A 23,373-nucleotide genomic window follows, 5' to 3' on the forward strand; every position below is an offset into this window, starting at 1 on the left:
CCGACTCGGCCTCGGCGAGTCCGGCGCGGAAGCCCTCCGCGTGTCCCTCGGCGTAGCCCCGCATCCGGGCGCGCGCATGCTCCGCGCCGTCCGCGCGTCCGTCGAGACGAGGGAACAGCACCGGAGAGAACGCGTCAGTAGACATACTCGTCCTCGTCGGTGCGCTGCACCGTGATGTCGCCCGCCGCCTCCAGGGCGCGGATGGTGCGGACGATCTCGGCTCTGGCCTCCTCGACCTGTGAGACGCGCACCGGACCGAGGGTCCGTGCCTCCTCATCGAGGTTCTCCCGGTTGCGCTCGGAGACGTTGCGGCGGATGAGATCGGCGATCGCCTGGTTGGCGCCCTTCAGCGCCAGAGCCAGCGAGCGGATGTCCATGCCGCGCAGCACCCGCTGCGTGTCGCGGTCGTCGAGCTTGACGATGTCGGCGAAGGTGAACATGCGCGAGCGGATGTCTTCGGCGAGGGCGCTGTCGCGGTCCTCGATGCTCGCGAGCAGTGCCTTCTCGACGGTCGCCCCGGAGCGGGCGATGATCTCGACGAGCGGTTCGACGCCGCCGAGGGTCTCCGGGGCGTCGCGGCTCGCGAAGCTCCCGGTGCGGGTCTTCAACGCGTCGGCCACGATCGCGATCGCCTCCTGCGACGCGGTGCCCATGGTCGCGATCGCGTGGGCGACATCGGTGCGGGTCGGGTCGGGGAGCGCTGCCAGCACGGCCGCCGCGCGGTCGGTGGGCAGGTGTGCGAGCACGAGGGCGACGGTCTGCGGAAGCTCGCCGTCGAGCAGGGTCGCCAGCTGTGCCGGGTCGGCGGAGCCGAGGAACTCGAACGACGAATTCATCGACGTCGAACCCACCCGGCCGAGCACTGCCGCGGCACGTTCCGCGCCGAACGATGCCTCCAGCAGACCGGCCGCGAGGTCACGACCACCGCGGGCGGGCGGCAGGTGTCCGGTCGCGATCCGGTGGAACTGTCCGAGCGCCTGGGCGGTGGTGGCGGCGTCCAGGTCCTGCAGCTCGATGATCTCGGCGGCGACGGCCTCGGCCTCCGACTCCGAGAGGTGCTTCATCACCTCGATCGCCTGCGCGCGGTCGAGGTTCATCAGCACGACGGCCGCCGTCTGCCGGTCGGTCAACCCGCTCATACGTGCTGCCTGTCGTCGATGAGGGTCCGCAGCAGCTCGGCTGTGCGCTTCGGGTCCTGCCGCGTGAGGGAGTCGATCTCCGCGCGGCGGCGCTCGAGGCTCACCTGCGCGGGCTCGGGGTCGGGCTCCGGCTCGGGATCGGGTGTCGTCTCGAGGAAGGCCAGCGGGGTCGTGGCCGCCTGGTCGATGGCGACGGTGGCCGCACCGGGGCCGAGGGCCGCCGACAGCGGAGCCGGCCGGTCGCCGAACAACTGGTCGAACTCGGTCGCCGAGTTGGCGCGGCGCCGCATCCGCACGAGGGCGGCGATGACAGCTAGCAGCAGGGGCAGTGCGATCGCGGCGGCGATGATGGCGGTGTTCAGGAGCACGGCCTGACGCTCGGCCGCCTCCGCGTCCTTGGCGGCCTGGAGGGCGGCCTGTGCGGCTTCGGCATCCGTCTGACTGAACGAGACGAGTTCGACGGCGATGGAGTCGCCGCGTGCGGTGTCGATCCCGGCGGCGGTCTCGACCAGCTCGGTCAGCTGCGCGGTGCTCAGGTCGCCACCGGCACCCGCGTCGACCGCGACCGAGACCGACTGGCGCAGCACGTTGCCGGCGGGGGTCGAGGTGCTCTGCGTGCTCTTGTTGACGGCGTTGGTCTTCGAGGTCTCCGTGGATTCGGAGGTGCCGTCCGCGCCGGCCGACGGCACCGCGATGTTGTCGGGTCCGAGCACACCGGCGTTGGAGCTCGAGCCGTTCTGCGTGTCCGTTCGGGACTGCTCGGTCAGCGGAGGCGCGCCCTCCGCCGGGGTGTAGGTCTCTTCGACACGCTCGTTGACCGAGCGGTCGATCTCGGCGACCACCGTCACGGTCGCATTGCCGGGGCCGACGACGGTGTCGAGCATCTGCTGCACGCTCGCGGTCACCCGTGCCTCGTAGTCGCCGGCCTGCTGGTCGACGCCGCCGATCGCCCCGACGCCGGCGGCCGAGAGGGTCTGGCCGCTCTGGTCCACGACGGCGACGTTCTCGGGCTTCATGCCGCTGACCGCGGCGGAGGTCAGGTGCACGATCGCCTCGACCTGCTTCGAGGTGAGCGACGCACTGCCCGACGTCTCCACGAACACCGATGCGGTGGCGTCGACGGTCTCCGAGACGAAGACGCTCTCCTCCGGGATGGCGAGCTGCACCGAGGCCGCCGTGACGCCCTCGATCGACGAGATGGTCGCGGCGAGCTCACCCTCGATGGCGCGCTTGTAGGTCACGGACTGCTGGAACTCCGAGGTGGTCACGCCCATGTCGTCGAGCAGTGAGTACCCGCCGGAGCTCGCACCGGGGAGACCTGCGGAGGCGGCGGCGAGCCGCTGGTCGTAGACGTCCTTCTCCGGCACGAGCACGGTGGCACCGCCGTCGGCGAGCTCGTAGGGGACGGAAGACGATCGCAGCTGCTCGACGACGGCGTTCGCATCGGAGGCGCTCATCCCCGAGAACAGCGGGGTGTAGGTCGGGCGGGTCAGCCAGCTGGAGAGCGCGACGATCCCGAGCGCGAGCACGGCCACGCCGATGATCGCGATGGTGCGCTGCGCGAGCGTGAAGCCCGCGATCACGCGTCCGATCCGCTGGAAGACGTTGGTGACGGCCTGGGGCATCAGGCTTGCATCCGCATGATCTCGTTGAACGCGTCGACGCCCTTGTTGCGCACGGCGGCGACGAGTTCGAGGGTGACCGACGCGCGCGAGGAGGCGATCATGGCCGAGTGGATGTCGTCGAGGTCACCCGTGACGGCGGCGACCTTGAGCGCGTCGGATTCGGACTGCAGGGAGCGCAGCTCGTCGATCGCCCCGGTGACGCTGTTCGCGAAGGCGGTGTCGTCGGCCGCCTTCGCCGGAGCGGTGGGCGGGGCGAGGGTGAACGCCGAGGAGATGCCCTCGACGCCGGAGAGGGGATCCATCAGCTGCGTCCGATCTGGAGGGCGGATTCGTAGGCGTTGCGGGCACGGTCCACGATCGCGGCACTGGCCTGGTAGCCGCGCTGCGCGAGGATGAGCTGGCTCATCTGGTCGCCGAGGTCGATGTCGGGGTAGCGGACGTAGCCGTCGGCGTCGGCGAGCGGGTGGTCGGGCTGATGCACGAGCCGCCCCTCCGCACTGCCCTGCACGGCGCCGGCGACATACACACCCGGCGACTGGTCGCTGGTCTGGGCGGTGATGTACCGCGCACGGAAGGCGGCGCCGTCGGTCGCCGTCACGGTGTTGATGTTCGCGATGTTGTCGCTGATGGCGTCGAGCCACTTGCGGTGCACGGTCAGGCCGGTGCTCGCGATGCCGATCGCGTCGAAGGTCATGAGGTCCTCATCGCCGCGCGCATCGACGCGAACGAGCCGTTCACGGCCTGCGTGGCGAACTGGTAGCGCAGCATCGTGTCGACACTGGACAGGGTCTCGGTGTCGAGGTTGACGTTGTTGCCGTTCAGGCGCGTGGGCTCGAGCGAGGTGCCGACCGTCGAGCCGACCCGTCCGTCACCCGCCTGGACCGAGTCCGCGAGCGCCTCTTCGAAGCGCACCCGCTTGGCGTGATAGTCGGGGGTGTTGATGTTGGCGATGTTGTCGGCGATCGCCCGCTGGCGCAGCGCGAGGCCGTCGAGCGCGCTCGTCAGCGCGTTGATGGTCACAGAATCGAACACGACCGCTCCCCGTGTGTGGTGGTGTGGCCGATCCATGGCCGAGTCTTGCGAGCCATCCGTGCTCTCCCTGTCCTATCGGCAGGGTCGCGCACGACGTTAGGGAGCGGTCTCAGCCGTCCACGTCGAGGAACGCGGGAGCATCGGGGCGACGGGTCCCCGGGATCCGGTCCACCGCGCCGAGGTGCTGTCGGAGGTCGTCGAGATCGGTGCGGGCGCGCTCCATCGCGAGGCGCTGACGCTCGACCACCCGGCGGGCGCGATCGGCGAGATGCATGGGCAGGGGAGTGGAGGGCGGCGTCCACGGTTCGATGACGGCCGTGTCGGCGGTTCCGGGGGTAGCCGTGAGGATGCGGTCGGCGTCGAGCTCGAGGCGATCCAGCAGTTCGGTCCACTCCGCCGTCACGTCGTCGGCGCTCACGACCGGGTCTCCGCGACGGTCCTGGCGGCTTCGTGCCAGGCGTCCCGCAGCGGGGCGACGATCCCGTGGCACGCACGGGTGCGCTCGGGATCGCGGCCGATGTTGGCGCCGATCAGGGTCTGCGACAGGAAGACGTACACCGAGCGGAGGCCCGCGCTGCCGTTCCAGTCGTCGGTCAACGACGAGGTCAGCTCCGACACGATGGCCTGCGCGTGCTGCAGTTGGGCATTCGCCTCGGTCCAGTCCTCGGCTCGCTGTGCGGCCTCGCCGCGCTCGATGTCGAGCAGCAGCCGGTCGTACAGCAGCGTCACGAGACGCTCGGGCGGTGCCGACAGCACGGCATCGTCACGGTAGCGCTGCTGCGCACGCAGGGCGGCGTTCATGCTCACTTCCCCGAGCTCGAGGTCGGAAGGGCGGCGATCTGCGACGACAGGTAGGTCGACTGCGACTGCAGTTGCGACAGCATCACCTCGAGGCGGGCGTAGGTGCGCTCGAGCGTCGCCTTCCGCTGGGCGAGGCGCACGTCCCAGCGCTCCATCTGCTCGCCGAGGCTCTTGACCTCGCTCTCCTGGCCGGTGATGCGGGAGGTGAGCAGGCCGTCGTACTTGTCGGAGTACACCTTCGCGGTGTCCTGCACGCGCGAGGCGACGTCGGAGAATAGTCCGGCGACCGCATCCGGGTCCTTCGCGAGGGCTTCGGCGAACTTCTCCTCGTCGAAGCTCAGCACGCCGTACATGTCGGTCTCGATGCCGATCGACGAGGGAGACACGCCGTCGACCGGATGCTGGATGGCATCGGCGATCGCCGTCCGCAGCGATCGGACGGTGCTGTCGCCCGTGAAGACGCCCAGGGTGGTCTTGTCGCCCTGGTTCGCGGCGACGGTGGCCTTCGACCCGTTGTCGATGCGCGTCAGGATGTCTTTGACTGCGGCGATGAACTCCGCGGAGGCCTTGGTGCGGGCCTCGGTGTCGATGGTCACGCCGATCGTGATCGGGTCGGCGGATGCCGCGGACACCGTCACATCGACGCCGTCGAACAGATCGGTGAAGGTGTTGCTCGACGAGGTCAGCACCTGTTCGGCGCTGGTGCCCGCCCACAGCCGCAACTGTGCGTCGGCGCCCACCGCGATCACGGCCGCCCCGGCTTCGGTGGCGATGTCGGATGCGGTGCCGGCCTCGACGGCGGCGACGTCACCGCGATAGGCGCGGAACTGGCCGCCCTCGCCCGAGTCGGCCGCGCGCAGCTGCAGGCGGTGCAGCGGGTTGCCGTCGGCGTCGCGGCCCGCGGGCACTGCTGACGCGACGACTCCGAAGCCCGCTTCGTTGATGGCCTGGGCGACCTCCTGCATCGAGGCGCCGTCGGCCTCGATCTGCAGACGCTCGCCTTTGGCGTTCTCGAGGGTGATCACCGGCGGGTCGACGGGCCATCCGTTCGACGCGGCCGAGACGATGGTGTGGTTCTTGGCGACCTTGTCGACGACGATCTCCGCCGAGACCGGGGCGGCGCCGGTGCGGGTGGCGACCGTGACGGTGTTCGACGACGACGATGTCGTGAACCGGGCGAGCCCGTCGCGCGACGCGGCCTTCTCGGCGGCGGTGGCGAGGTTCTGGATCGCGGTGTTCAGCGTCTGCAGTTGGGTGACGATGCCGTTCTTGTCATCCATCTTCGCCTTGAGCAGAGAGCGCGGGATGGCGTGCACGTCCATCAGGGCCTTGATGACCTCTGTGGTCTTCAGGCCGGAGACGAGGCCGTCGAGCGAGAGAGACATGATCGCCTTTGCAGGTCGGGAGCGGACAGGGTCCGGGCGACGGTCGCAGCCGCCGCCCGGACCCTATGGCGTGGTTCAGCGCAGGAGCTGGAGAACGCCCTGGTTGGACTGGTTCGCCTGGGCCAGCATGGCCGTGCCCGCCTGCGACAGGATGTTCGCCGAGGTGAACTTGACCATCTCGGACGCCATGTCGGTGTCGCGGATACGGCTCTCGGCGGCGGACAGGTTCTCCGCCGACACGTTGAGGCTGTTGATGGTCGACTCGAAGCGGTTCTGCAGCGCACCGTAACCGGCACGTGCGGTCGAGACCGCCTGGATCTCCGTGTCGATGTCAGCGAGCGCGGCACCGTAGGTGGCCGCATCCGTCATCGTCGCCGCGTAGTCCTTGATGTCTGCTCCGAGGGTGGCGAAGTTGGTCAGGCCGACCGAGATCTGGTCCTCGGCGGCGACCGCGCCCGCACCGACCTGGAACGTCAGCGTCGTGCCACCCGAGAGCAGCTTGATGCCGTTGAAGTTCGTGCTCTCGGCGATCCGGGTGAGCTCATCACCCAGGGTGTTGATCTCCTTCTGGATCGCTTCGCGCGACTTCGCGTTGTTCGAGTCGTTCGCGCCCTGAGCGGTCAGGTCGCGAACGCGCTGCAGGATCGAGTGGACCTCGGTCAGGGCGCCTTCCGCGGTCTGGATGACCGAGATGCCGTCCTGGGCGTTGCGCGCCGCCACGTTCAGGCCGTTGACCTGCGAGCGCAGGCCCTCGGAGATCGCGAGGCCGGCGGCGTCGTCCGCTGCACGGTTGATCCGCAGACCGCTCGAGAGCTTCTCGAGCGACTTCGACAGGTCGTTCTGCGTGCTGGACAGGTTGCGGTAGGCGTTGAGCGCCGACACGTTGGTGTTGATCTGCATACCCATAAGGGTTCTCCTCCGTGAATTTCGTTGTGCGGGAGACCATCCGTGGTCTCCCGCACACACCTATCGGCGGAGGCGGCGCCGGCGTTAGCCGGGCGCGTCGGGGAAAGCAGGCTAGGCGGGGGCCGATTCGCGGAAGACGCCGGCGATCCGCGCGCTGGCCGCGTCGGCGATCCGTGTGAAGTAGGCGTCCCGCGCTCCGGCCGACACCCGGGTCGTCGTGGCGGGGGCGGCGCCTTCGGCGAAGTACCGGTCCAGGGCGTCGCGCAGCAGGCGGATGGCCTCCGACCTCTGCTGCGACACGGCGGAATGGGTCACGCCGAGCTCTTCGGCGATCTCCTTGACGGGGCGTTCTTCGAAGTAGACGCCCTGCACGATCCGGCGCATGCGCTCCGGCAGCGCGGCGACGGCCTGCTCGAGCACCTCGCGGCGCTCACCGACGAGCGCCGATTCCTCGGGCAGCAGGATGTCGGCGGTCACATCGCGGGCGGCGGGGTCTTCCAGTGTGGTGACGGTGCGGGCGGCATCGCCGAGGGCTTCGAGGACGATGTCCTTCGCGACGCCCATCGTGGTGGCGACCTCGGCCGCCGTCGCCGTTCTGCCGAGTCCTGCGGTGAGGGTCTCGCGCACGGCGACCGTCTCTTTGATGCGCTTGCGGATGCCGCGGGAGGCCCAGTCCATGGAACGCATCTCATCGGCGAATGCCCCGAGGATGCGGCGGCGCGCGTAAGCGCCGAAGGGGACGCCCAGCGACGGGTCGAACGCGTCCGCGGCGGTCACGAGCGCGAGCGCTCCGACGGCCGCGAGCTCGTCGCGGGGGATATGGGTTGCTCGGGCGTGTGTTTCGGAGGCGAGGTAGCCGACCAGGGGGAGGTTGCTCTCGATGAGCAGATTGCGCTCAGCGCGCGACGACATGGGGGATGATCCACCTCTCTGGATTCACTCCGGAAGCTCCAAGGAGACGAGTAGATGCACGTATCACACTTCTTGTGATCTGTACATGGGGAGAACTACCCATCGCCGTTCCACATAGTAACCTTAGGGGCGCGGCAGCCGATAGTGACCTTTGGCCGCGTTAACAGGCGTGGCGATCACTGGGGAAAAGGGGATCATGGGAGCCAACGAACTATCGATACAGCTGTGGCGCGAGCGTGAACTGCTCGAGATGCTGCTCTTCAAACTAGACGAACAGCAGCTGCTGCTCGCAGCCGGGCGATCCCAATGGATTCAGTTCGCCGCGCGTGAGATCGATCAGGTCCTCGATCGCCTGCGTGGCGCGGGACTCGCGCGCACGGTCGAGGTCGCCGCGGTCGCCGAGGAGTGGGGGGCTCCGGAGGGCGCGACGATCCGCGAACTGGTCGCACACGCGCCGGAGGGCGCGTGGCAAGAGGTGTTCGCTGACCACATGCGCGCGCTGACGAAGCTCGCCGCCGAGGTCGAGCAGCTGCGCGACGCGAACACGGAGCAGCTCAGCGGCGTGCTCCGTGCCACTCAGGAGACGCTCGCCGCGCTGGGGCACGAGACGGGCGAATACACGACGAACGGTGACCGCGCGCGCGACGACGCCGCGCGCATCATCGATACCGAGATGTGACCGGAAGGGGATCATGTCGACCTTCAGCGGATTGAACACTGCGGCCAGCGGACTCGCGGCCGCCCGACGCGGCATGGACGTGGTCGGGCAGAACATCGCCAACCAGAAGACCGAGGGGTATACGCGCCAGCGGGTCCAGACCTCGGCCATCGCCGCGATCGCCCAGACCGGCCGATTCAGCGTCGGCGCTCTGCCGGGACACGGCGTCTCGATCGACGGCGTCGCCCGTCTCGGCGATGCCCTGCTCGACGCCCGCGTCCGCGATTCGCTCGCCGCATCGGGCTTCTGGTCCACGCGCGCGGTCGCCGCGACCACGATCGAGGCCTCGCTCGCCGAGCCCACCGAGAACGGACTGGCAGCGCGACTGTCGAAGTTCTGGTCCGGCTGGCAAGATCTCGCCAACACACCGGACTCCGGTGCAGCGGCATCCACCATCCTCGAATCCGCCAAAGAGCTCGCCTCCCACATCGCCGGCGGCTACCGCACCGTGGCCACCCAGTGGAGCGACGCGCGGGCCACCGCCGAGCGCACCGTCACGCAGGTCAATGCCGCCGCCGACCAGATCGCGGTGCTCAACGGCGAGATCCGCGACGCCCTCGCCTCCGGGCGCTCGGCGAACGAGCTCATGGATCAGCGCAGCGTGCTCGCACAGAACGTCGCCCGCATGTCCGGGGCGGCGGCCACCATCGAGAGCGACGGGTCGATGACCCTCCGCGTCGGCGGCAACGCACTGGTCTCCGGATCCGATTCCCGCCATCTCGTCCTCAACGGCCCGGCCACGATCGACGCGGGGCAGCGCTTCACCGTCTCGTGGGAATCCGCCCCCGATCTCCCGGCCTCGATCGACGGCGGCGAGCTCGGCGGCTCGCTCGCCGTGCTCGCACCTGCAGCCGACGGCGGCATGCTCGCGCAGCTCGCGTCGACCTACGACGCGGTGGCGACAGCCCTGGCCGGTGCGCTGAACGCGCAGCACCGCGCGGGTGTCACCTCGTCCGGGCAGCCGGGCGGCGACTTCTTCACCCTTCCGACGACCGGGTCGGCCGCGCTCGGCCTGCGGGTCGCCGTGACGACCCCGTCCGAGCTGGCGCTCGCCGCACCGGGTGCCGGTGCGCTGGATGCGACCAACGCCGACCTGATCTCGCAGATCGGGCGCGGCGCCACCTCGCCCGACGCCCTCTGGTCCGACCACGTCACGCGCTTCGGGGTGGCGACGGCCGCCGATGTGCAGCGGGCGAAGGTCTCCGATTCGGCGGCGGTCGCCGCGGTCGGGGCGCAGCAGTCCGTCGCCGCCGTCGACGGCGACGAGGAGACGATCAGCCTGCTCACCTACCAGACCGCCTACCAGGCCGCAGCCCGCGTGATGACGGCGGTGGACGAGGCGCTCGACGTCCTCATCAACCGCACGGGTCTCGTCGGACGCTGATAAAGGAGCACCGTGATCTCTCGAGTGACATCGTCATCCATGACGCAGACGGCGATGCGCCAGCTGCAGTCCAACCTCACCGAGCTGGCGCGTCTGCAGGAGCAGGCGACCTCGCAGCGCGCTTTCGCCACTCCGTCCGAAGACCCGGCAGCCGCGGCCGCGGCCCTCGCCCTGCATGCGGAGCAGCGCCGCAACGACCAGTACGCACGCAACATCGACGACGGGCTCGCGTGGGTCACGGCGGCGGATGTCGCGATCACCGCGAGCACCTCGCTGCTGGGCCGGGTCCGCGACCTCACCGCCCAGGGGGCGAACGACGGTGCGTTGGATGCCACCGCCAAGGAGGCCCTGGCCGTCGAGCTCGAGGGCATCCGCAAGGAGCTCCTGTCCCAGGCCAACACCCGACTCCTCGGTCGCTCGGTGTTCGCCGGCACCTCGGACACGGCGGCGTTCGCCGCGGACTACTCGTACAGCGGCGTGGCGGGCTCCGAAGTCAGCCGCCGCGTCTCCGACGCGGCATCCGTCCGCGTCGACACCGACGGCGCCGCGGTCTTCGGCACCGGCGACGACTCGGTGTTCGCCCTCGTCGACAAGATCGTCGCCGACCTCCGTTCCGGTACGAACGTCGGCCCCCGTCTCGCGGAGATCGACGATCGACGCACCGCCATGCTCGGAGTGCAGGGCTCCGTCGGAACCCGCCAGTCTCAGATCGAACGCGCCAAGGAGGCGGCAGTGCAGAATTCCGTGTCCCTCGAGTCCCGCCGCACGGCGGTCGAGGACGTCGATTCGATCGAGGTGCTCGTGCGGTTGCAGGCGCAGGAGCTCGTGTACCGCTCCGCGCTCGCGGTGAACGCGCGCGTTCTCCAGCCCTCGCTGATGGACTTCCTGCGATGACCGCGGCACTCAGCTTCCTCACGCCCCCTCCGGGACTCGCGCCGCACGTCGACTTCGCTCTCGCACCGGTCGACGGTGCGGACGGTCTGTTCTCGATGCGAGCCGTGGACGACGCGGATCTGCGCCTGTACCTCGTCGACCCGAGCACCGTGCTCGGCGAGTATGCGCCGATCCTCACCGACGACCAGGCCGAGAGCCTCGCGCTCGCCTCGGCCGACGATGCACTGGTCCTCGTGGTCGCCCACCCCTCCACGGAAGGCGTGAGCGTGAACCTGATGGCGCCCGTGATCGTCAATCGCACCACGGGAGCCGCGTCGCAGGTGATCCTCGAGGATCAGGACTACCCGCTCCGCGCTCCGCTGGGCTGAGGCGCGAGCCGCGGGCACTCCGGGCCTCTCTCACAGCGCGACCACGGCTACCCTGGAGACGTGATCCTTGCCGTCGACACCTCCCTGGGCACCGCTGTCGCCCTCATCGATGCCGACGGGGCGCGACGCGCCGAAGCCGCCGCCACCGACCCGCTGGGCCACGCCGAGGTGATCGGCGACCTGCTCGTCGCAGCGCTCAGCGATGCGGGTGACGGCGAGGTGACGCATGTCGTGGCAGGCATGGGCCCCGGACCCTTCACCGGGCTCCGCATCGGCATCGCCGCGGCCCGCACCTTCGCCCTCGGACGCGGCATCCCGATCGTCCCGGTCCCCAGCCATCTCGCCGCCGCGCTCACCGCGCTCGAGACCGAGTCGCAGCCGTTCGCGATCGTCACCGATGCCCGCCGACGAGAGGTCGCGATCACCGTCTTCGACGGGCTGGATGCCGATGGGATCCCGCACATCGTCGCCGACACCGTCCTGGTGCGGGCGGCCGATGCCGACGCGCACCTCGACGGCATCCGCCGCATCGATGTCGCCACCCTGTCGGCGGCGGACCTGGCGCGCGTCGGAACACGCGCCCTGGCAGCCGGTCGCACGCTCACGGGTGACGAGCCGCTCTACATGCGCCACCCCGACGTGACGGTGCCCGGTGCACCGAAGAAGGTCGGCTCATGACCCTGCGCGACGCCACCGCGGACGACCTCGACGCGATCATGGCGATCGAGGAGCGGTCCTTCCCGACCGACGCGTGGAGCCGCGAGACGATGGCCGCCGAGCTCGCGAGCGTCCACGGCCGCTACCTCGTCGACGACCACGACGGCGCGGTCATCGGCTACGGCGGCGTGCGCGCGCTGCGTGGCAGTGCCGACGCCGACATCCAGACCATCGCGCTCCTCGCTGAGCACCGCGGGCAGGGTCGGGGCCGCGCGCTCCTGCGTGCTCTCCTGGCCGCCGCGGCCGAGCGCGGTGCCCGTGAGGTGTTCCTCGAGGTCAGGGCCGACAACCCCGCGGCGGAAGGCCTGTACCTCGCGGAGGGGTTCGAGGAGATCGGCCGTCGCCCCCGCTACTATCAGCCGGACGACGTGGACGCGATCGTGATGCGTCTGGAACTGCGCCGCCACCCGGCATCGCACGACACGACCGAGGAGGCGAAGGCATGAGCGAACCGCTGGTCCTCGGCATCGAGACGAGCTGCGACGAGACCGGGATCGGCATCGTCCGCGGGCGCACCCTGCTCTCCAACACCATCGCGTCGAGCATGGACGAGCACGCCCGATACGGCGGCGTCGTGCCCGAGGTCGCCGCGCGGGCGCACCTCGAGGCGATGCAGCCCGCGATCGACGCGGCACTCGCCGAAGCGGGCGTGGGTCTCGACGACCTCGACGCGGTCGCCGTCACGAGCGGCCCCGGCCTCGCGGGCGCGCTCATGGTCGGAGTGGGCGCCGCCAAGGGCCTGGCCGTATCGATCGACAAGCCGCTGTACGCCGTCAACCACCTCGTCGGCCACATCGCCGCCGACATCCTCACGGCCGATTCCGCGCCGCTCGAGTACCCGACCATCGCGCTGCTCGTCTCCGGTGGTCACACCTCGCTGCTGCACGTCCGCGACCTCACCACCGACGTCGAGCTGCTCGGCGAGACGATGGACGACGCCGCCGGCGAAGCCTTCGACAAGGTCGCCCGGCTCCTGTCGCTGCCGTACCCCGGCGGTCCCGAGATCGACCGGGCGGCGGCCGACGGCGACCCGGACGCGATCCGGTTCCCGCGCGGTCTCTCCCGGGCATCGGATCTGGCGAAGCATCGGTACGACTTCTCGTTCTCGGGTCTGAAGACCGCCGTCGCGCGGTGGGTCGAGCGCTGCGAGGCCGACGGGATCGAGGTGCCGGTGGCCGATGTCGCCGCGAGCTTCCGCGAGGCGGTCGTCGACGTGCTGGTGACCAAGGCACTCGCGGCCTGCGCCGACCTCGGGGTGCCGCGCCTGCTGCTGGGCGGCGGCGTGATCGCGAACCGTCGGCTGCGCGAGGTCGCCCTCCGGCGTGCCGATGAGGCGGGAGTCACGGTGCGTATCCCGCCCCTCTCGCTGTGCACCGACAACGGCGCGATGATCGCCGCGCTGGCCGCCGAGCTGATCTCCTCGGGCCGGCGCCCCTCGACTCTGGCGTTCGGGGCGGACTCCACCCTTCCGGTCACCGAGATCCAGATCGCCGAGGCGGTGCCCGCATGAGCGACGTCTCCGGCTCGTCCGACGCGAAGACCCCCCGGACTCCGCCGGCGCGCGTCGAACGCGCCAGTGACGAGGTCGAGCAGCATCCCGGGGCGGCGCCGCGGCTTCCCGGCGCCCGTCGCGAGGGCTACACGAAACTGCCCACCGGCCCCGTCGGCATCGAGCCCGTGGTGGTGAGCGGGCCCGACATCGATGCCCCGGGTGAGGCGGAGTGGGAGCCGACGACCGGGGCCATCCCGGTCGACGACACCCGCCTCGCGCCGTGGGCCCTGCTCGCCGCGATCGTCGCCCTCGGAGCATCGTTCTTCGTCGGCTGGGGGATCCCCGTCGCGGTCGTCGCGGTGATCGCCGCGATCATGTCGCTGCGTCGTCCGCTCGAGAGCCGTTCCATCGCGCTGTGGGCGCTCGTGCTGGGCCTCTGCGCGACCGCGTACAGCCTGGGCTGGTTGGTCTGGGCAGGCATGCAGTTCGAGAAGCTCGGCTGACCGGATGCTCGAGCCGGAGGAGTCGGAGGAGCTGCGTTCCCTGCAGGCGCGGGCGTATGGTCGCGATTCCTCGCTGACATCGGCCGAAGCCGAACGCCTCCGCGAGCTGGAGGACCTCAGGCTCGCACCGGTCGCCGAGGCTGCCCCCGCCGCACACCCGGGCGAAGTGGAGCGGAGCGCCGCCGCCGAGCCCGATACCGCGGTCGCCGTCTCCGAAGCCGCGCCCGCCGACGAGGGCCGAGTGTCCGCGGGGGAAGACGCGGCAGACGACGCGGTCGACGCCCTCTCGCCCGCATCGTCGTCCTGGCGCTCCCTTTTCTCGCTGCTCCGCACGCGCTGGCGGCCGGTCGCCCTGGTGGCCGTCGCGGTGCTCGCGATCGGGGTGGGGGTCGGCTGGCTCGCGTTCGGCCGATCCGGAGCCGCGGCGGTGGAGCTGACCGCCGACCAGCAGGGATGGCAGAACGATCTCGTCGCGGCCGGCGTGTACGATCCCGGTTCGATACGCGCGCTCAGCGTCGAGGAGGACGTGGTCATCTGGACGGCGACGAAGGACACGAAGGAGCGCACCTGCCTGATCCTCGGCACGGGTGAGGCGACGGTTCCGTCCTGTGACCGTACGGAGATGATCGCCGAAACCGGGATCTACGGCTCGATCTCGGTCAAGGGTCACAAGGGCCTGCAGCGCGAGGTCAGCGCGCAGATGCTGTTCACCGCATCGGGCGAACCCGCTGTCGCGGTGAGCGTCTACGACTACGACCCGACGGAGAGCGGCATCACCTACGCGAACGAGGCCGAATCGGAGACGGCGGCCCGGTTGGCGGAGAACGGCTTCGACGCCGGCTCGCTCTGGGTCGTCGGCTACGACGGCGACGTGCCGATCTGGATGGCCTCGCAGACCGAGTCGCAGAACCAGTGCCTCATCTACGACGGATCGACCGATGAGGCTCCGGTCACCTGCGCCGACCCGCAGACCATGCAGGAGCAGGCCTCGAGCCTCGTGCTCAACGTCGTCGACACGGAGACGGGCGGCGTGACGCACCTGGAGATGATGTCGAATCGGGGGCCCGGGTATCTGACCATCACCCGGGAGGGAGATGCCTCGGGTGCCGTCGGAGACTGAGGCCGAAGAGTTACGGGCACTGCAGCGGAAGGCCTACGGCCGAGGAGGGCTGCTGACCGCAACGGAATCGCAGCGGCTGCGCGCGCTCGAGGATTCGCGTCGCTCGCACGCCGCGGCCGCGTCCCCGGAGCGGTCGGAGGCCGGCCACGGTACCGACGGCGGTGGCGGATCCATGAGGCGGGACCAGACGGAGGTGGCGATCGGGCCCGTCGACGAAGCGTTCGCGGCGAACACGGCCTCTGACGCGGCCGAGGTTCCCTCCGCAGCGCTCACGCAGCGTGCTCCGGATGCGCAGGCATCGCCGACGCCGCAGCCGACGCCCCCGACCCCGGCTCGAGGCTCGATGCGCCGGCAGGTGGTGGCGACGCTGGTCGCCGTGTCCGCCGTCCTGCTCGCGCTCGGCGTCGGCATCGGCTGGGGGCTGTTCGCGCCGCGAGCCGGCGGCATCCCGCTGACGGCGGAGCAGCAGCAGCGCCTCGGAGAGCTGGTCACCGAGGCGTTCGATCCCGGTTCGGTCCGCGCGGTCGCGCAGGATGGTGATGCCCTCGTCTGGTACGCGACGAAGGACGAGGGATCGGCCGCCTGCCTGGTCCTCGACGTCGGCGTGCAGTCGCAGACGAACTGTCTCGCCGCGGAGGAGTCGGAGCGCGGACTGTCGGCGTCATTGTCGCTCCCGGGGGAGACGGGCTCCGACATCATCCAGGCCACGATGCTCCTCTCGACAGCGGGGGAGCCGCTGGTCGCGATCCAACGGTGGGGCGGGGTCGATTCGCTCCTGGCCCAGTTCCCCGAAGACGTGCGCGACCGGGCGGAATCACTGACCACGGAGGGGTTCGAGCTCGGTCTCTCGCTCGTCGGTGTCTTCCGGGACGCGCCGGTGTGGCTGGGGGATCGGCTATCGGAACAGGGCGCCACCGAGCGGTGCCTGATCGTGGATGCCGCCGGGCCGGTCGTCTGCAAGGGCTTCGAGACCGCGTTCGCGGAGGGCCTCACCGTGAAACTCGAGACCGTCGACCCCTCGGGTGCGCGGGTCGCGACCGCGGCGTTGGACCTGCAGTTCACGAACCAGCAGACGCCGTACCTGACTGTCTCCGTCGACTCCGCAGCGCCCGGCGTCGAGAACGACCCCGTCGTGATCCCGGTGTCGCCGGGTGAGCAGATCGAGGTCGAGGACCCGAGCGACGGCGGCTGATCCCGGCGGGGCTCGGCGACGGTCAGCCGGCGGCAGGAACCCGATCGGCGAGGATCGCCCGCCGCTGATCGCCGATACGCGCGAGGATCAGCGTGGCCTCCTGATCACCGCGCAGCGTGAGCTTCTTCCGGAACGCCGCAGGGTCGATGTCGACACCGCGCTTCTTGATCTCGATGCGACCGACGCAGTGCGCCTGGAGAGCGGCGTTGATCGCCTTGGGGTTGGCGGGCAGGGTCTCGCGCACGCGGAACGACTGCACGAACGGGCTCGTCAGCGCGGCATCCGAGGTGAGATAGGCGATGTGCTCGTCGAGCATCCCGGCATCGAGGCTCCGGGCCACATCGCCGATCAGGCGGGCGCGGATCACGGCGCCGTCCGGCTCGTGCACGAAGGCGCCGAGCTCGCGCACGGGCTCATCGGCCACGTCGGCCGGTGCGGTCATCTCGTGCGATCGGTCGCCGCGGATCACGAGCGCCGAGCGTCGCACGCCTTCTCGGGCGAGGGCGCCGCTCCACACGACCAGCTCGACGACGCTGCCGTCGGCGCTCACCCACTGCGCCTCGGCGTCGGCGGGAAGAGCGTCGCGGTCGTGCGCGGGGCCGAGCTTGATGCCCGTCGGCACGCGCGCCGCGACGTCGAAGGCCCAGTCCAGCGAGGGGGAGTAGTCGTCTGCAGAGACGCGGCGGGTCTCACTGTGCCCGGAGGTGCGCCGGGCGGGATCCATCCAGATCGCGCGTGCGTTCGAAGCATCCGAGCCCTCGAAGGCGTCTTCCGCCGTGCTGTGCCGAACCACCGCGCCCTCTCCGAAGGGCGCGAGGTTGTAGGCCGCGATGGCGGCGGTGACCTCGTCGGCATCGACGGCGAGCACATCGAGTCCGGCTCCGGCGAACGCGAGGGCGTCGCCGCCGATCCCGCAGCCGAGGTCGGCAACGGTGGTGAACCCCGCGCTGCGGATCCGCTGGGCGTGTCGTGCGGCCACACCGAGCCGCGTCGCCTGCTCGAGCCCGGCTCGGGTGAACAGCATCCGCGCGGCGAAGGGGCCGAACTTCGCCGACGCCTTGGACCGCAGGTGCGCCTGGCCGACCACCGCCGAGACCAGCTCGGGGGAGTGCCCGGCGGCACGCAGCCGTGACACGGCGCGGGCGACGTCGGCGGTCGACCCGATCGTCCCGACCGTGTCGAGCAGTTCGAGACCGGCGGGGGTCAGCAGGGCACGCAGCTCGGACATCTCCACGTCCTCAGCCTAATTCCCGCTCGCATCACTGAATCACGGCGTGCGTTGGCACTCGCATTGCATGAGTGCCAGCCCAGCGCATAGACTGGATTAGCACTCTCGGGTTGAGAGTGCGAACAAGTCTTTCGTGTCAGTGTCAAGAAAGAAGAGGTAGACCGTGTCGGTTTCCATCAAGCCGCTCGAAGACCGCATCGTCATCCAGCAGGTCGAGGCCGAGCAGACCACCGCGAGTGGCCTGGTCATCCCCGACACCGCCAAGGAGAAGCCCCAGGAGGGCGAGGTCGTGGCCGTCGGCCCCGGCCGCATCGACGACAACGGCAACCGCGTTCCGATCGACGTCGCTGTCGGCGACCGTGTCCTGTACAGCAAGTACGGCGGCACCGAGGTCAAGTTCGGCGCAGACGAGTACCTCGTCCTGTCCGCTCGCGACGTCCTGGCGGTCGTCGTCCGCTGATCTGCGGAACCGGGTTCCGCCCCTCTCGAAGAGTGGTGCCCAGGTCCTCGAAGGGGGCTCGGATGCTTCGGCATCCGAGCCCCCTTCTGCATCCCGCCATCAGGCATCCGATTCCTGCCGATCTCCGCGCGGCGACGGGCCGCCGCTCTCCGGGCCGCCGGTGCGGGCATAGTGTTGTGCGGTGACCCCCGAGACGACCCGCGCAACGCAGACGGCCGGAGTCGCCTACGCCGGATCCGCTTACCTCCTCTGGGGCGTGCTCCCGCTCTACTTCCTCCTCCTGGTGCCGACCGGTCCGTGGGAGGTCGTCGCGTGGCGGGTGCTGCTGTCGTTCGTCTTCTGCATCCTGCTGCTCACGGTCACGCGCGGCTGGGCGCCGTTCGGTGTGATCCTGCGGCAGCCGAAGCTGCTGGGCTGGACCGCGCTCGCCGGTCTCCTGATCTACGTCAACTGGCAGGTGTTCCTCATCGGAACCCTCAGCGACAACGTGGTCGAGACGAGTCTGGGCTACTTCATCAACCCCATCACCACCGTGCTGCTGGGCGTCTTCGTCTTGAAGGAGCGCATCCGGAAGCTGCAGTGGGCCGCGATCGCCATCGCCACGATCGCGGTCGTCGTGATCATCGTGGCCTACCGTGCCTTCCCGTGGATCGCGCTCTCGCTGACCGCGTCGTTCGGTGTCTACGGGCTCATCAAGAAGAAGATCGGTCCGGCGGTGGACGCCGTCAGCGGTCTCACCCTCGAATCGTTCTGGCTGATCCCGATCGCCGTCGTGCAGCTGATCGTGGTCGCGACGACTCCCGCGGGCATCACGATGGGAGGGAACGGGTGGGTGCACGCCGTGCTGCTGGCCTTCGCCGGTGTGGCGACGGCCGTGCCCCTGCTGCTGTTCGCGGCGGGAACCCGCCGGATCAACCTCACGGTGATCGGGATGATCCAGTTCATCACCCCGGTGATGCAGTTCCTCATCGGCGTCGCGATCCTGCACGAGCCCATGCCGCCGGAGCGCTGGGCCGGGTTCGTCATCGTGTGGATCGCGATCGGGGTCTTCGTCGTCGACCTGCTGATCGCCGCCCGCCGAGGGCGCCGGATCGCCCCGCCCGAACTCGTCTGAACCCGCGGTTCTCCGGCCCGGAATCCCGGTATCGGATCGTTAACGCACCGAGATACTTGCACCCCCTGCGGACGGGTATCACGCCCTAGTGTTAGAGCACCCGCCCGTGGTCACAATCCACGTTCAGTTACGCAAGGGAGCACCATGAACGCAATGAAGGGTTCGCGCACCGCGAAGGTCTTCGCAGGGATCGCTTTGATCAGCGCATCCGCCATCGTCATCGCCGGCTGCAGCAGCACGCCGAACGCTGAGCCCAGCGAAGGTGGTGAGAAGCCGGCCGTCGATCTGACGCTCAAGCTCGGCTCGCTGCTTCCCGCGACCGGCTCGCTCGCCTTCCTCGGCGCTCCGATGGAAGCCGGCGTCCAGCTGGCTGTCAACGAGATCAACGAGGCCGACGCCGGCGTGACCATCGACCTCACCACCGCCGACGAGGGTGACCTCGACAACAAGGCGTACGAGACCTCGATCACCAACCTCCAGAACGAGGGCATCACCGCGATGGTCGGCGCCGCGTCGTCGAGCGTCACCAAGCTCATCCTCGACGGCAACGCCGGCGCGGGCATCCTCACCGTCTCGCCGTCGAACACGTCGCCGGACTTCTCGGGCATCAACCCGCTGTACTTCCGCACGGCACCGAGCGACAACCTGCAGGGCGAGGTCCTCGGCAACCAGATCGCTGAAGACGGTCACAAGACCCTCGGCATCATCTACCAGAACGACCCCTACGGCACGGGCCTGTTCGAAGCCATCAAGTCGACGTTCGAGGGCACCGGCGGCGAGGTCGTCGCGGATGCATCGTTCAACCAGGGCGACGGCCAGTTCAACGCTCAGGTCTCCGAGATCGCGGCCGCCAAGCCCGACGCGGTCGCGGTCGTCTCGTACGACCAGTTCGCGACCATCGCGCCGCTGCTCGGCAACGCGGGCGTCGACACGGGCTCGCTGTACCTCGTCGACGGCAACCTGAAGGACTGGGGCACCGACGTCTCGGTCAACCTCGAGGGCTCGAAGGGCACCCGCGCCGGCGCTGAGCTGCCGCAGGACTTCCTCGACCAGCTCAACGAGGTCTGGACCGCCGACGGCAACGACCCGATCGACGCCGTGACCTACTCGGCTGAGGCCTACGACGCCGTCATCCTCATGGCGCTGTCGGCTCTGGCTGCCGGCTCCGTCGAGGGCGCCGACATGGCCGAGCAGATGGGCACCGTGTCCGGCGGTGGCGACGAGGGCGAGAAGTGCACCACGTACGCCGAGTGCGCCGACATCATCAACGGCGGCGGCACGGCGGACTACGACGGCCTCTCCGGCGAGATCACGTTCGACGAGAACAACGACCCGAAGGGCGCCGCGATCGGCGTCTACGAGTTCGGCGCCGACAACACCACCACGCGCCTCAAGTAAGCGCACAGACGAGGCCCCGGATGCTCAGCATCCGGGGCCTTCGTCGTCCCCGCCCCGCCCCGTCCCGTCCCGGTTCATCCGTCGGGAGCTCGCACGGATGTCGGGAGAAACGCCGGGCGAGGACCCGACGGATGCACGAACTCCCGACGGATGCCCGCGCCGAGAGCCGACGGATGCCCGCCATGCACGCAGGAGGGGAATGCCGCGTGGCATCCCCCTCCTGCGTGAACGCGTTCAGGCGGCGTCGGTGCCGAGCGTGCCGAGGTAGAGGCCGATGACCTTGGGGTCGTTCAGCAGCTCGCGCCCGGTGCCCTCATAGGCGTCCTTGCCCTGATCGAGCACATAGCCGCGGTCGCAGATCTGCAGGCAGCGGCGCGCGTTCTGCTCGACCATGATCGTCGTCACGCCCGCCTTGTTGATGTCGGAGACACGGATGAAGGCATCGTCCTGACGCACGGGGGAGAGGCCAGCCGACGGCTCGTCGAGCAGCAGCACCGACGGATCCATCATCAGCGCGCGCGACATCGCGACCATCTGCCGCTCACCGCCGGAGAGGGAACCTGCGCGCTGCTTGAGGCGCTTGCCCAGCTCACCGAAGATGCTGCTGACGAACTCCAGGCGCTCGGCGAAGATCTTGGGGTTCTGGTAGAGCCCCATCTCCAGGTTCTCCTGGATCGTGAGCGACGGGAACACGTTGTTCGTCTGCGGCACGAAGGCCACGCCGCGGCGCACGAGCTTGTCGGCCTTGAGCCCGACGATACTCTCGCCCTTCACCGTGACATCGCCCGAGCGGATCTCGACCATGCCGAAGATCGCCTTGAGCAGCGTCGACTTGCCGGCGCCGTTCGGGCCGATGATGCCGATCAGCTCACCCTTGTGGGCCACGAGGTTCGCGCCGTTGAGGATGTTCACCCCGGGCAGGTATCCGGCGTGCACATCGGTCAGCTCGACGATCACGTCGTCGTTCTTGATCTCGTTGCGCTCCGCGGGAGCGGGCGCGGGCGTGGGGGCGGATGCGTCGGTCATGCCTTCTCCTCCTCGACGTCTTCGGCCTCGACTTCGGCCTCGACCTCGGTCTCGATCTGCTCCCGGATGCGGACCGCGTCCTCTTCCGAGATCACCGGAAGACGACCGGTGACGGCCCCGAGGTCGACGTCCTGGTGTGCACCGAGGTAGGCGTCCACGACGGCCGGATCCTCCATGACCTGGTCGGGCGGACCCTCGGCGACCACACGCCCCTCCGCCATCACGACCACCCAGTCGGCGATGTGGCGGACCATGTGCATGTCGTGCTCGACGAACAGCACCGTCATCCCCAGATCCTTGAGGTCGAGGATGTGCTCGAGCAGCGACTGCGTGAGCGCGGGGTTCACGCCGGCCATGGGCTCGTCGAGCATCACCAGGGTCGGATCGCTCATGAGCGCGCGGGCCATCTCGAGGAGCTTGCGCTGACCGCCCGAGAGCGATGCGGCGAAGTCCTGCTCCTTGGCGTCGAGCTTGAAGCGGGTGAGCAGCTCGTGCGCGCGCGCCTCGATCTCCTGATCCTGCTTGCGCCAGAGGAAGGGGAACAGCCCCGCCCAGAAGCCTTCGCCGCGCTGGTCCTTCGCGCCGAGCTTCATGTTCTCGAGCACGGTCAGCAGCGACAGCGACTTCGTGAGCTGGAACGTGCGCACCTGTCCCATCCGTGCGACCTTGAACGAGGGGATGCCGGAGAGGTTCTTCCCGTCGAACGACCAGGTGCCGGCGTTCGGCTTGTCGAAGCCGCACAGCAGGTTGAACAGGGTCGTCTTGCCGGCGCCGTTCGGGCCGATCAGAGCGGTGATGGCTCCGCGCGGGATCTCCAGGTGGTCGACATCGACCGCGGTGAGACCGCCGAAACGGCGCTCCACCGCATCGACGATGAGGATCGGGTCGACCTTCTTGACGCCGGGCGCGGCGGGACCGGCGGCCAGGCCCCCGGTCTTGGCGCGGGGCGTGCTCTTCGCGGGCGTGACCACCGCGTCGTCATTACTTGACAAAGGTCATCTCCCTCTTGTTTCCGAGGATGCCCTGCGGGCGGAAAATGACGATCAGCATCAGCACGACGCCGATCACGATGTACCGCACGACGTCGGCCTGTGCGCCGGACATGGGCAGGTAGCCGGCGTTCGCCATGGCAGGGAGGAGCGCACCGAGGAAGGCGAACACCACCCAGAACAGCACCGCGCCGAGCGTCGGGCCGAGCACGGTGGCCGCGCCGCCGAGCAGGAGGATCGTCCACAGGAAGAACGTCAGCGACGTGGAGTAGCTGCCGGGGATCACCGCGGACGGCAGGATGAAGACGATGCCGCCGACTGCGCCGATCACACCACCGACCACGAGCGCCTGCATCTTGTAGGCGAAGACGTTCTTGCCGAGCGAGCGCACCGCATCCTCGTCCTCACGGATGCCCTTGAGCACCCGACCCCATGGGCTGCGCATGAGCGCCCAGACCACGAGCACGGCGATCACGAGGGCGATCAGTCCGACGACCCGCACCCACAGATCGGTCGCGTTGTAGGTCCACGGGCCGAAGCCGTAGGTGCCCGGTGGGAAGGGATTCGAGTCGCGGAAGCTCTGGTGGTACCCGGAGAGTCCGCCGGCGGAGTTCGTCCAGTCCTTGAAGAGCTCGGTGACGAACATGAGCCGCACCACCTCGGCGGCGGCGATGGTCGCGATGGCGAGGTAGTCAGCACGAAGACGCAGGGTCGGAATGCCCAGGATCAGAGCGAATGCCGCGCCGCCCAGCATGCCGACGAGGACGCCGGCCCACCACGGGAACCCGAAGGTCAGGATCGAGATCGCATAGCCGTAGCCGCCGATGGCCATGAACGCGGCCATGCCGAAGTTGAGCAGGCCGGTGTAGCCGAAGTGCACGGCGAGGCCGGTCGCCGCCAGGGCGTAGGCGATCGTCGTCGGGCTGAAGAGATAGGAGGCGGTGTTGCCGAAGATGCTTCCGAAGTCCAT

At 69.6% G+C, this 23,373-nt stretch carries 27 protein-coding genes; 13 read left to right on the top strand and 14 right to left on the bottom strand.

What is annotated here, in order from left to right:
* Window positions 1-134: 134 nt before the first annotated feature.
* The 10 genes from fliG to GZ67_RS0114090 form a co-directional block, all read right to left on the bottom strand.
* Complete coding sequence (gene fliG / locus GZ67_RS0114045) at window positions 135-1,139, bottom strand: flagellar motor switch protein FliG (RefSeq protein ID WP_029262220.1); 1,005 nt, start codon at window positions 1,137-1,139, stop codon at window positions 135-137.
* The gene (gene fliF / locus GZ67_RS0114050) at window positions 1,136-2,764 is read right to left on the bottom strand and encodes a flagellar basal-body MS-ring/collar protein FliF (RefSeq protein ID WP_029262221.1); all 1,629 of its coding nucleotides are present in this window, start codon (window positions 2,762-2,764) and stop codon (window positions 1,136-1,138) included. The genes fliG and fliF overlap by 4 nt, the downstream gene beginning before the upstream one ends.
* Window positions 2,764-3,066 (bottom strand): flagellar hook-basal body complex protein FliE, encoded by a 303-nt coding sequence (gene fliE / locus GZ67_RS0114055; protein WP_029262222.1) that lies wholly within the window; start codon window positions 3,064-3,066, stop codon window positions 2,764-2,766. The genes fliF and fliE overlap by 1 nt, the downstream gene beginning before the upstream one ends.
* Window positions 3,066-3,458 (bottom strand): flagellar basal body rod protein FlgC, encoded by a 393-nt coding sequence (locus GZ67_RS0114060; protein ID WP_029262223.1) that lies wholly within the window; start codon window positions 3,456-3,458, stop codon window positions 3,066-3,068. The genes fliE and GZ67_RS0114060 overlap by 1 nt, the downstream gene beginning before the upstream one ends.
* On the bottom strand, window positions 3,455-3,796 hold the full coding sequence (locus GZ67_RS0114065) for a flagellar basal body rod protein FlgB (RefSeq protein WP_029262224.1): 342 nt from the start codon (window positions 3,794-3,796) through the stop codon (window positions 3,455-3,457). The genes GZ67_RS0114060 and GZ67_RS0114065 overlap by 4 nt, the downstream gene beginning before the upstream one ends.
* A 109-nt stretch (window positions 3,797-3,905) precedes the next feature.
* Complete coding sequence (locus GZ67_RS0114070; RefSeq protein ID WP_231481817.1) at window positions 3,906-4,214, bottom strand: hypothetical protein; 309 nt, start codon at window positions 4,212-4,214, stop codon at window positions 3,906-3,908.
* Window positions 4,211-4,597: a flagellar export chaperone FliS gene (gene fliS / locus GZ67_RS0114075; RefSeq protein WP_029262226.1), complete on the bottom strand. Its 387-nt coding sequence runs from the start codon at window positions 4,595-4,597 to the stop codon at window positions 4,211-4,213. Before fliS ends, GZ67_RS0114070 begins: the two co-directional genes overlap by 4 nt.
* 2 nt (window positions 4,598-4,599) lie before the next feature.
* Window positions 4,600-5,982 carry a flagellar filament capping protein FliD gene (fliD, locus tag GZ67_RS0114080; protein ID WP_029262227.1) on the bottom strand — a complete coding sequence of 461 codons (1,383 nt, stop codon included), beginning with the start codon at window positions 5,980-5,982 and terminating at the stop codon, window positions 4,600-4,602.
* Between the two features lie 75 nt (window positions 5,983-6,057).
* Window positions 6,058-6,888, bottom strand: coding sequence for a flagellin N-terminal helical domain-containing protein (locus GZ67_RS0114085; RefSeq protein ID WP_029262228.1), 831 nt, complete (start codon window positions 6,886-6,888; stop codon window positions 6,058-6,060).
* A gap of 111 nt (window positions 6,889-6,999) precedes the next feature.
* A complete protein-coding gene (locus GZ67_RS0114090; RefSeq protein WP_029262229.1) occupies window positions 7,000-7,800 on the bottom strand; it encodes a sigma-70 family RNA polymerase sigma factor in 801 nt (266 codons plus the stop codon).
* Between the two features lie 196 nt (window positions 7,801-7,996).
* On the opposite strand from GZ67_RS0114090, the gene flgN reads away from it, so the two are divergent.
* The 10 genes from flgN to GZ67_RS0114140 are packed head-to-tail and all read left to right on the top strand — an operon-like array spanning window position 7,997 to window position 16,188.
* Window positions 7,997-8,479: a flagellar export chaperone FlgN gene (flgN, locus tag GZ67_RS0114095; RefSeq protein ID WP_029262230.1), complete on the top strand. Its 483-nt coding sequence runs from the start codon at window positions 7,997-7,999 to the stop codon at window positions 8,477-8,479.
* 13 nt (window positions 8,480-8,492) lie between these two features.
* Window positions 8,493-9,902: a flagellar hook-associated protein FlgK gene (flgK, locus tag GZ67_RS0114100; protein ID WP_029262231.1), complete on the top strand. Its 1,410-nt coding sequence runs from the start codon at window positions 8,493-8,495 to the stop codon at window positions 9,900-9,902.
* Between the two features lie 12 nt (window positions 9,903-9,914).
* A complete protein-coding gene (gene flgL / locus GZ67_RS0114105) occupies window positions 9,915-10,796 on the top strand; it encodes a flagellar hook-associated protein FlgL (RefSeq protein ID WP_029262232.1) in 882 nt (293 codons plus the stop codon).
* A complete protein-coding gene (locus tag GZ67_RS0114110) occupies window positions 10,793-11,164 on the top strand; it encodes a flagellar assembly protein FliW (RefSeq protein WP_029262233.1) in 372 nt (123 codons plus the stop codon). The genes flgL and GZ67_RS0114110 overlap by 4 nt, the downstream gene beginning before the upstream one ends.
* Window positions 11,165-11,224: 60 nt before the next feature.
* Window positions 11,225-11,842, top strand: a complete 618-nt coding sequence (tsaB, locus tag GZ67_RS0114115; protein WP_029262234.1) for a tRNA (adenosine(37)-N6)-threonylcarbamoyltransferase complex dimerization subunit type 1 TsaB — start codon at window positions 11,225-11,227, stop codon at window positions 11,840-11,842.
* On the top strand, window positions 11,839-12,327 hold the full coding sequence (gene rimI, locus GZ67_RS0114120) for a ribosomal protein S18-alanine N-acetyltransferase (protein ID WP_029262235.1): 489 nt from the start codon (window positions 11,839-11,841) through the stop codon (window positions 12,325-12,327). Before tsaB ends, rimI begins: the two co-directional genes overlap by 4 nt.
* On the top strand, window positions 12,324-13,391 hold the full coding sequence (gene tsaD, locus GZ67_RS0114125) for a tRNA (adenosine(37)-N6)-threonylcarbamoyltransferase complex transferase subunit TsaD (protein WP_029262236.1): 1,068 nt from the start codon (window positions 12,324-12,326) through the stop codon (window positions 13,389-13,391). Before rimI ends, tsaD begins: the two co-directional genes overlap by 4 nt.
* Complete coding sequence (locus GZ67_RS0114130) at window positions 13,388-13,876, top strand: hypothetical protein (RefSeq protein ID WP_029262237.1); 489 nt, start codon at window positions 13,388-13,390, stop codon at window positions 13,874-13,876. The genes tsaD and GZ67_RS0114130 overlap by 4 nt, the downstream gene beginning before the upstream one ends.
* 4 nt (window positions 13,877-13,880) lie before the next feature.
* Window positions 13,881-14,996: a hypothetical protein gene (locus GZ67_RS0114135; protein WP_029262238.1), complete on the top strand. Its 1,116-nt coding sequence runs from the start codon at window positions 13,881-13,883 to the stop codon at window positions 14,994-14,996.
* Entirely contained in the window at window positions 14,980-16,188 is a 1,209-nt protein-coding gene (locus GZ67_RS0114140; protein WP_029262239.1) for a hypothetical protein, read from the top strand. The genes GZ67_RS0114135 and GZ67_RS0114140 overlap by 17 nt, the downstream gene beginning before the upstream one ends.
* 22 nt (window positions 16,189-16,210) lie before the next feature.
* On the opposite strand, the gene GZ67_RS0114145 is transcribed toward GZ67_RS0114140, so the two are convergent.
* Entirely contained in the window at window positions 16,211-17,422 is a 1,212-nt protein-coding gene (locus GZ67_RS0114145; RefSeq protein WP_029262240.1) for a class I SAM-dependent methyltransferase, read from the bottom strand.
* Between the two features lie 157 nt (window positions 17,423-17,579).
* Between GZ67_RS0114145 and groES the strand changes: the two genes are divergently transcribed.
* From groES to GZ67_RS0114160, 3 genes are all read left to right on the top strand, one after another.
* Entirely contained in the window at window positions 17,580-17,876 is a 297-nt protein-coding gene (gene groES / locus GZ67_RS0114150; protein WP_028502311.1) for a co-chaperone GroES, read from the top strand.
* A 181-nt stretch (window positions 17,877-18,057) separates the two neighbouring features.
* Window positions 18,058-18,990: an EamA family transporter RarD gene (gene rarD, locus GZ67_RS0114155; protein WP_029262241.1), complete on the top strand. Its 933-nt coding sequence runs from the start codon at window positions 18,058-18,060 to the stop codon at window positions 18,988-18,990.
* 144 nt (window positions 18,991-19,134) lie between these two features.
* Complete coding sequence (locus GZ67_RS0114160) at window positions 19,135-20,388, top strand: ABC transporter substrate-binding protein (protein ID WP_029262242.1); 1,254 nt, start codon at window positions 19,135-19,137, stop codon at window positions 20,386-20,388.
* Between the two features lie 234 nt (window positions 20,389-20,622).
* Here the strand turns inward: GZ67_RS0114160 and GZ67_RS0114165 are convergent, their stop codons facing one another.
* From GZ67_RS0114165 to GZ67_RS0114175, 3 genes are read right to left on the bottom strand one after another with little or no spacing between them, the layout of a single operon-like run.
* Window positions 20,623-21,414, bottom strand: a complete 792-nt coding sequence (locus GZ67_RS0114165; protein WP_051662550.1) for an ABC transporter ATP-binding protein — start codon at window positions 21,412-21,414, stop codon at window positions 20,623-20,625.
* A complete protein-coding gene (locus GZ67_RS0114170; protein WP_197021048.1) occupies window positions 21,411-22,406 on the bottom strand; it encodes an ABC transporter ATP-binding protein in 996 nt (331 codons plus the stop codon). Before GZ67_RS0114170 ends, GZ67_RS0114165 begins: the two co-directional genes overlap by 4 nt.
* Window positions 22,396-23,373: a branched-chain amino acid ABC transporter permease gene (locus GZ67_RS0114175; protein ID WP_029262245.1), complete on the bottom strand. Its 978-nt coding sequence runs from the start codon at window positions 23,371-23,373 to the stop codon at window positions 22,396-22,398. Before GZ67_RS0114175 ends, GZ67_RS0114170 begins: the two co-directional genes overlap by 11 nt.

Source organism: Microbacterium sp. Cr-K20, assembly GCF_000708325.1.
In the GTDB taxonomy this organism is placed as follows: Bacteria; Actinomycetota; Actinomycetes; order Actinomycetales; family Microbacteriaceae; genus Microbacterium.